6 protein-coding genes and 1 pseudogene are annotated in these 6,721 nt (G+C 61.0%); 1 reads left to right on the top strand and 6 read right to left on the bottom strand.

From position 1 onward, the window contains the following. The 6 genes and pseudogenes from AB4Z53_RS16245 to AB4Z53_RS16220 all read right to left on the bottom strand — a co-directional run. Nucleotides 1-209 (bottom strand): annotated as a pseudogene (locus AB4Z53_RS16245) (glycine C-acetyltransferase); the annotation flags it as partial. Next, entirely contained in the window at nucleotides 210-1,319 is a 1,110-nt protein-coding gene (locus AB4Z53_RS16240) for an NAD/NADP octopine/nopaline dehydrogenase family protein (RefSeq protein WP_441596628.1), read from the bottom strand. 69 nt (nucleotides 1,320-1,388) lie between these two features. Continuing rightward, nucleotides 1,389-2,471 (bottom strand): ABC transporter ATP-binding protein, encoded by a 1,083-nt coding sequence (locus tag AB4Z53_RS16235; RefSeq protein ID WP_441596627.1) that lies wholly within the window; start codon nucleotides 2,469-2,471, stop codon nucleotides 1,389-1,391. After that, on the bottom strand, nucleotides 2,471-3,265 hold the full coding sequence (locus AB4Z53_RS16230) for an ABC transporter permease (protein WP_223729336.1): 795 nt from the start codon (nucleotides 3,263-3,265) through the stop codon (nucleotides 2,471-2,473). The genes AB4Z53_RS16235 and AB4Z53_RS16230 overlap by 1 nt, the downstream gene beginning before the upstream one ends. Then, entirely contained in the window at nucleotides 3,265-4,251 is a 987-nt protein-coding gene (locus tag AB4Z53_RS16225; protein ID WP_441596626.1) for an ABC transporter permease, read from the bottom strand. The genes AB4Z53_RS16230 and AB4Z53_RS16225 overlap by 1 nt, the downstream gene beginning before the upstream one ends. Nucleotides 4,252-4,356: 105 nt before the next feature. After that, on the bottom strand, nucleotides 4,357-5,463 hold the full coding sequence (locus tag AB4Z53_RS16220; protein WP_441596625.1) for an extracellular solute-binding protein: 1,107 nt from the start codon (nucleotides 5,461-5,463) through the stop codon (nucleotides 4,357-4,359). A gap of 304 nt (nucleotides 5,464-5,767) precedes the next feature. Here AB4Z53_RS16220 and AB4Z53_RS16215 point away from each other — a divergent pair, with 304 nt between their 5' ends. Next, the gene (locus AB4Z53_RS16215; protein WP_113539666.1) at nucleotides 5,768-6,697 is read left to right on the top strand and encodes a LysR substrate-binding domain-containing protein; all 930 of its coding nucleotides are present in this window, start codon (nucleotides 5,768-5,770) and stop codon (nucleotides 6,695-6,697) included. Nucleotides 6,698-6,721: the final 24 nt, after the last annotated feature.

Here is a 6,721-nt window from a genome sequence, read left to right as displayed (position 1 = left end):
TCGAGCGCCTGTTTGCCGGCCTCGGCAAGCTCTTCACTATCGGCAAGGCCGAGATAGTTGTTGGCGCAGAAGTTGAGCACGCGCTCGCCCGAGGCGACCTTAATCTCACCCGCCTGCTTCGAGGTGATCACACGCTCCGACTTGTACAATCCGGCCGTCTTCAGGCCATCGAGTTCTAAACGGAGATGGGACAGAAAGCGGTCACTCATTCAGGCGCGTCCCTCGGCTCGATCGACAGCGGAAACAGGCGGGAAGCCGGTGCGGCACAGGGCATTGAGACCCTCGAGATCCAGCCGATCGAGGCCCAGTTCCGGAAGGAGGTCGTTCTCGCCTTCGAAGTCCCGGCCGTACATGGCCGAGAAGATGCGGATGCCGGCCTCGTGCAGGTCTGCCGGGCACCCGGCAAGGCGCGCGAGCTGCGCCGTGACGACCAGGCCGAAGGGGACATCCTCCGTCACATAGCGGCTATCTGCCGTCGGGGGACCTGTGCCGTTATGCCCGGCCTGATGCATCTCCTGGTTCATCTGCGAGATGGTGCTGACGGGCACATGGAACGACAGGTGGAAGTGCTGGAAAATATCGCGCACCTGCAACTGCAGCTTCTCGGCGACGGCCAGGCGCTCGCGGTCGAGCGTCTCGAGGAGACGGCCGATATTCGGGGTGACGTTCTGGGCCTGCACCCAGCTCTCGCCACGCTCCATGCGCGACATGTTGCCGAGCGCGATCCCGAGGTGGTTTTGCGGGTTGAGGTTTGAAAGCGCGATCGCCAGCAGGCTGCCGCGATCAACGAAATGTTCGCCGAAGAGCGCCGTGCAAACCGCATGGCCGCGCGCACTTTCCGATGCCGGAACGGTCGCCAGGTCGACCTGCTTGCGGATGGTGTTCACCTGCACCAGCGCAGGGCCGAGCTTCCGGCCGCTGACGATCGTCGTGCCCCAGGCAACGATCGGCAAAGTGATGCCGTGTGCTGCCAGCAGCGACGAGAGATAAAGCGCGCCGAACGAGGTGTGCGAGCTGAAGATCACCACTTGTCCGGCGGTCAGATGCGGCGCGATTGCGTCCAGCACGAAGCGGTGACCATAGGCCGGCAGAGCGATGAGGATCGCATCGGCATCGTGGACGAGATCTTCCGCACTTTCGGCAACGGCCGGAAGGAACGTGCCTTCGATGGCGCCCTCGGCCTTTAGGCTCTCTCCCTCGGCAAGCGCAACGGTCCCCGTGCCGGATGGTGACCAGAGCGTCGCCTTGTGTCCCAGTTTTTCAAGAAGTGCAGCGGTGCCGAAGGCAATAGAGCCAGCACCTGCGATACCTACGCGCATGTCGTTTTCCACTTTCACTGATATCGGGTAACGGGCGCAGCCGGGGCGCCCGCCGTCGAGATGTTGCGGCTACGCCGCGTTCCGGGCGGGGATGAGCGTGGTCGCTTCGGACGCCCAGCCAACCCAGATGTCGTCGCTGCTAAGGCCTTCCACTTCGCTCGGGTGAACGAGCGCATTGAGCAGATGTCCGTCGCCGATCTCGACCTTGAGCGATGTGTGATTGCCCTTGAAGACACGCTGGCGGATACGCCCTTGCACCCGGTTCGCCACGCTCGGCTCATGGACCGAACATTGGATCGCTTCCGGTCGCAGCACGACGTAGATCGCGTCACCCGGCTTCGGGGAGAGCGCACCGGAGGAAGCCTTGATCGTTACGCCGTTCCAACGCACAGCGGCCTCGCCGGCTTCCGTGCCCACGACATCTGAGCGCAACAGATTGGTTTCGCCCAGGAAGGTCGCGACGAAAGCGGATCCCGGCCGCTTGTACAGGGTCGCCGGGTCGCCCATCTGCTCGATCCGGCCATTGTTCATGACCACGATCGTATCCGACATGGTGAGCGCCTCTTCCTGATCGTGGGTCACGAACATGAAGGTCTTGCCGGTCTGCTCCTGGATCGCCTTGAGCTCGACCTGCATGGTCTGGCGCAGCTTCGCATCGAGGGCAGAAAGCGGCTCATCCAGCAGGAGCACGTCAGGATCGGGCGCCAACGCCCGCATCAGAGCGACGCGCTGGCGCTGGCCGCCCGAAAGTTCGGACGGAAGGCGGCCTGCGAAATCCTGCAGTTGCACGAGCTCAAGAAGTTCCGATACGCGCTTCTGGATTTGCCTGTTGTCGACCCCCTTCAGTTCCAGGCCGAAGGCGATGTTCTTCGCGACCGTCATGTGCGGAAACAGCGCGTAGTCCTGGAATACGATGTTGACGTTGCGCCGGTTCGGCGGAACCTTTGTCACGTCGCGGCCGGAGAGCAGAATGCGGCCGCTCGTGGGTGTTTCGAACCCGCCGAGCATACGCAGCGTCGTCGACTTGCCGCAGCCGGATGGGCCGAGCAGCGTGACGAACTTGCCGCGCTCTATGTTGAGGTTGAGATTGTCGACGGCGACGAAGCTGCCGAAGCTCTTTCTGACATTTTCGAACTGAACTACCGGTTCCATCAGCGGATCCTCGAACGACGTGTGAGATATTCTGCGTAAAGCCCGACCACCGCGGTCACGACCAGGACCAGCGTCGCCATGACGTTGATCTCCGGCGACATGCCGGACTGCACGCGGGCGAAAATCAGCATCGGCAGCGTCGGGCGATAGCCGCCGAGGAAGAAGGTGCGGACGAAGTCATCGCTCGACAGCAGGAGGCAGAAGATCATGCCCCCGAAGATGGCCGGCCCGAGGTAAGGAAGCGTCACGCGGAAGAATGTGACGATGCTGTCCGCACCGAGATCGCGAGCCGCATCGACGAGATTGCCCGGCATGGAGCGCAGTCGCGTCAGCACCATGACGACCACGAAGGGCACGGCGTGGACGACGTGACCGAGAATGATCGCCACCGTGCCGGTCGGCAGGTCGATGGTGGTGATGAAGATGCGCAACGAAATCGCCGAGATCATGCCCGGCACGACGGCCGGCAGGCAGGCGACCGCGAAGGCCACGTATTGTGCCGCGCCGCGCAGCGATCCGATCAGCATCGCGATCCAGACGCCGATCACCGTCGCGATGGCGGTCGTCGCCGCGGCAATCATGAAGGTGTAAAGGCAGGCGTCCAGGAACTGCTTGTCTTGAATGACCTTGGCGTACCAATCGATCGTCAGGTTTCCGAGCGGGAAAGAAATGAAGCTCGCATCCTTGAAGCTGACCGCAACCATCAGCGACAGCGGCAGAAACAGGTACAAGACAAACAGCCAGTAGAAGGACTTGAGGGCCAGTCCCGGCCAATCGAGTAACATGGCGCGCATCAGAATGTCCTTTGTTTGGATCCGCCGACGACCCGCATGAACAGGCCGACGGTGACGAGCGATGCCGCAAGCATGATCATTGCGAAGGCGGCACCCGCCGGCCAGCGGCTGCTGGCGCCGTGGAAGAAGCTGCTGATCGTTTCGGAGAACATGCTGGTGGTCGGCCCGCCCAGAAGAATGGGAGCAGCGAAGACGCCCATGCAGGTGAGGAAGACCAGCGAGCATCCCGACACGATGCCATCGCGCGAAAGCGGCAGGATGATGCGGCGGAAGCGCGTGAACGGCCCTGCCCCAAGATCTGCCGAAGCATCGAGCAGCGACTTCGGGATCTTCTCGATCGCCGAATAGAGCGGCAGCAGCATGTAAAGGCAGACCATGTAGACCAGGCCGAAGCTGATCGAGAACGAGGTATAGAGCATCTGGATGGGACGATCGGTCAGCCCGATTTCCCGCAACAGCACGTTGACCGCACCACGATTGGCCAGAAGCATGATGACGGAGAAGATGCGGATGATTTCGCCGGCCCAGAAGGGCGCCAGCAACAACAGCAACGCCCGCGACCTGTTGCCGGCTGTCACCACCTTGGCAACGTAATAGGCAACCGGATAGACCACGATCAGGGTAACCGCAGTTGCGATCGACGCGTAGATAAAGCTACGCAGCAGCGGCATCCAGTAGAGCTTCTCGCTGAAGAAGAGCGCGTAGTTGTCGAACGTGAAATTCGCCTCCACACCGGGCTGGGGCGGGTAGCTCGACAGAAGGCTGATGCGCAGCATCTCGTAGATTGGGCCGATATGCATCATCAGCATCCAGACGACCGGCACGCCGGCCAATAGAAGGATGCGGCCATATCGCCACTCGGCAACGGCGCCCAGCGTATACCGGTAGACCGGAGAGTGGATCACCCGGGCGATGCCTGTCGAATACTTCATTTGAGCGGCATAGGCGGGAATACCGCCATCCGCTGTACTTGTTCCCACGGCCATTGAATTGTCCCAAACCTTGACCCGATGGGCGGCGACTGGACATGCGTCATCGTGCTGACCCCGTCTCTAAAACGGGGCCAGGACCAGTCGCCGCTCTATGGTTGCTTAAGCCGCCTTCAGTTCGGCGACGGCACGATCAATGATTTCGTTTTTCAGCGCGCGGTTATGCGTGCTGAAGAAGGTGACGCGCTCGAGTTCTTCCTGCGGCAGCGTCGATGCCAGCCGCTCCCTGTCGTCGAGCAGCTTGTCGACACCCGAGATCGTCGAGCTGAAGCCGGACGTGCGCGTCATCGCCGCCCCGACTTCGGGGTTCGCCAGGATCGCGTCGAACAGCTTGTAGGCGTTTTCGGCGTTGGGCGCGTTGTTGACGATGTTCAGCGTGTAGCAGAAGCCGTAGGTGCCTTCCTTCGGAACGGACAGCTTGACCGGCACGCCGTCCATGATCAGCTTGGCGGCCGGGCCGGACCAGGCTTGCGCCAGGTGGATGTCCTCGTTGATGAACATCTGCTGCACTTCGCTGGCCGCATCGTAATATTTGCGAACCATACCCTTGTGCTTGATCAGGAAGTCACGCGCCTCACTGGCCGCCTTCTGGGCTTCGTCGGCCTTGCCGGTGTAGGTAACGAAGTCGCCGTCATGGCCGAGATACTTCATGGTGATCGACATGAAATCGCCCGCCATATAGGCGGTCAGACCCTCGTATTTCTCGTCGAACATGATGCCCCAGCTATCGGCCTCCGATACGTAGTCCGTATTGCGGACCAGGCCTTCGTAGCCGGCCAGGATCGGCAAGCCCCAGAGATTGCCTTCGTAACGTGCCCAGGCCGCCTCCTGATAGGCGGAATTGAGGTTCGACCAATTGCGCAACTTGGCTGTGTCCAGTGCCTGCACCAGCTTCGAGTCGATGAATTGACCATAGCGATGGCCCGCGACCGTCACGATATCGGTCGTCGGGTTTGCGCCTTCTGCCGTGAGCAGATTGTACTGCTTGCCCTGGTCGTCGGTCAGGCGGATGCGCACCTCGATGCCGCTTTCCTTCTGGAACTGCTCGATGAAGTCCTGTGGCAGGAACTTGTCGTATGTGGTGATGTTGAGAACCGAGCTCTGCGCGCTTGCCGAGCGGATGATGTACGGCGCTGCGAGCAGCGTGGCGCTGCCGGCCCCCAGCAGCTTGAGTGCGTTCCTGCGATTGATCTTTTGCCCGATAATCATTGTTCCTCCTCGCGCCTCCCAGCGTGACTTGATGAGCGTCGGTCCGTGCGTGGGCGCATTGCCGGACCGATCGCCAATCGCGCAACCGGATCGATCCGACTGCAGCCTGCACATAGATAGGCGCAGCGATTTTAGCCCGTCCAATTGTTTATGGGCCTGCACCCATTCCAAAAGGTTATAGGCTATCGTGGCGCGTAGCGTCGCCAAGCCTCTGGTGCTTTCCAGCATCACGGGCTGCCAGATTGTCAATATCCGTTGGCGCAGCTAGGGTGATCTGCGACCGGACCTATTGAGAAGTTATGGAATGAAGCGCGCACCGAACCTACGACAAATCGAGGCCCTCAAGGCCGTGATCGAATGTGGTACGGTCAGCCGCGCAGCCGAGATATTGCATATCTCGCAACCGGCGGTGAGCAAGCTGCTGGCGCATTTGGAAGAGGATACGGAACTTGCGCTGTTCGATCGTGTCAAGGGGCGGCTGATCCCTTCAGAACATGGCATGCGGCTCTACAAGGAAATCGACCGTGTCTTCGCCGGCATCAAGCAGATAGAGCGCGCCGTCGACTTGATCCGGCGCGAGGAGCTCGGGCAAATATCCGTTGGCGTGATGCCCGCCCTGTCCGGCCCGTTCATCAGCCACACCAACAAGCGCTTCCTTGCCAGGCATGCTGATGCCTATATTTCCGTGGTGATCCGCAGCTCGCAATTCATCGTTGAATGGCTGCTGTCCAAACAGGTCGATATCGGCCTGATCAACCGCAATACGGACAATCCTTATATCGAGTGCGTTCCCTTGCGCGGCGGCGACCTAGTCTGCATTGCACCGGCGGGGCATCGCTTCGCCGCCAAGCAAGAGGTCGAGCCCGCCGATATCGACGGCGAGCCCTATATCGGCTTTGCGGCCGACAACCGCATCCGGCAGAAGATCGAAAGCACGCTTGATGGCTATGGCACCCGCCTGAATTACATCATGGATGCAACCCTCGCGCCTGCCGTTTGTGAAATGGTCGCCAACGGTTTGGGGATCGCCATTGTCGACCCGGTGTTCGCCTACGGCCAGCGCGATCAGATCACGATCAGGCCTTTCCGCCCCAACATCGCATCTGATCTCAGCCTCTGCTGGCTTCGCGACACAAAAAACCGCCACCTCGTCGATGCCTATGTGGAAGCGACGCGCGCCACCGTGCAGGACATGCAGCTCAGGATGGGTGTGGCCGGCTCTTCATCTTCCTGATCCCACGCCTGCGCCGCACCATTC

The sequence above is a fragment of the Ensifer sp. 2TAB8 genome (assembly GCF_052115125.1).
Taxonomy (GTDB): domain Bacteria; phylum Pseudomonadota; class Alphaproteobacteria; order Rhizobiales; family Rhizobiaceae; genus Ensifer.
Note: the sequence above shows the minus strand (reverse complement) of the source record. Positions and strands in the feature narration are given on the sequence as shown.

What these genes read in the sequence shown, in the direction of transcription:
- AB4Z53_RS16215 (WP_113539666.1), top strand. Translation starts at nt 5,768, where the DNA reads ATGAAGCGCGCACCGAACCTACGACAAATCGAGGCCCTCAAGGCCGTG.
- AB4Z53_RS16220 (WP_441596625.1), bottom strand. Translation starts at nt 5,463, where the DNA reads ATGATTATCGGGCAAAAGATCAATCGCAGGAACGCACTCAAGCTGCTG.
- AB4Z53_RS16235 (WP_441596627.1), bottom strand. Translation starts at nt 2,471, where the DNA reads ATGGAACCGGTAGTTCAGTTCGAAAATGTCAGAAAGAGCTTCGGCAGC.
- AB4Z53_RS16240 (WP_441596628.1), bottom strand. Translation starts at nt 1,319, where the DNA reads ATGCGCGTAGGTATCGCAGGTGCTGGCTCTATTGCCTTCGGCACCGCT.
- AB4Z53_RS16225 (WP_441596626.1), bottom strand. Translation starts at nt 4,251, where the DNA reads ATGGCCGTGGGAACAAGTACAGCGGATGGCGGTATTCCCGCCTATGCC.
- AB4Z53_RS16230 (WP_223729336.1), bottom strand. Translation starts at nt 3,265, where the DNA reads ATGCGCGCCATGTTACTCGATTGGCCGGGACTGGCCCTCAAGTCCTTC.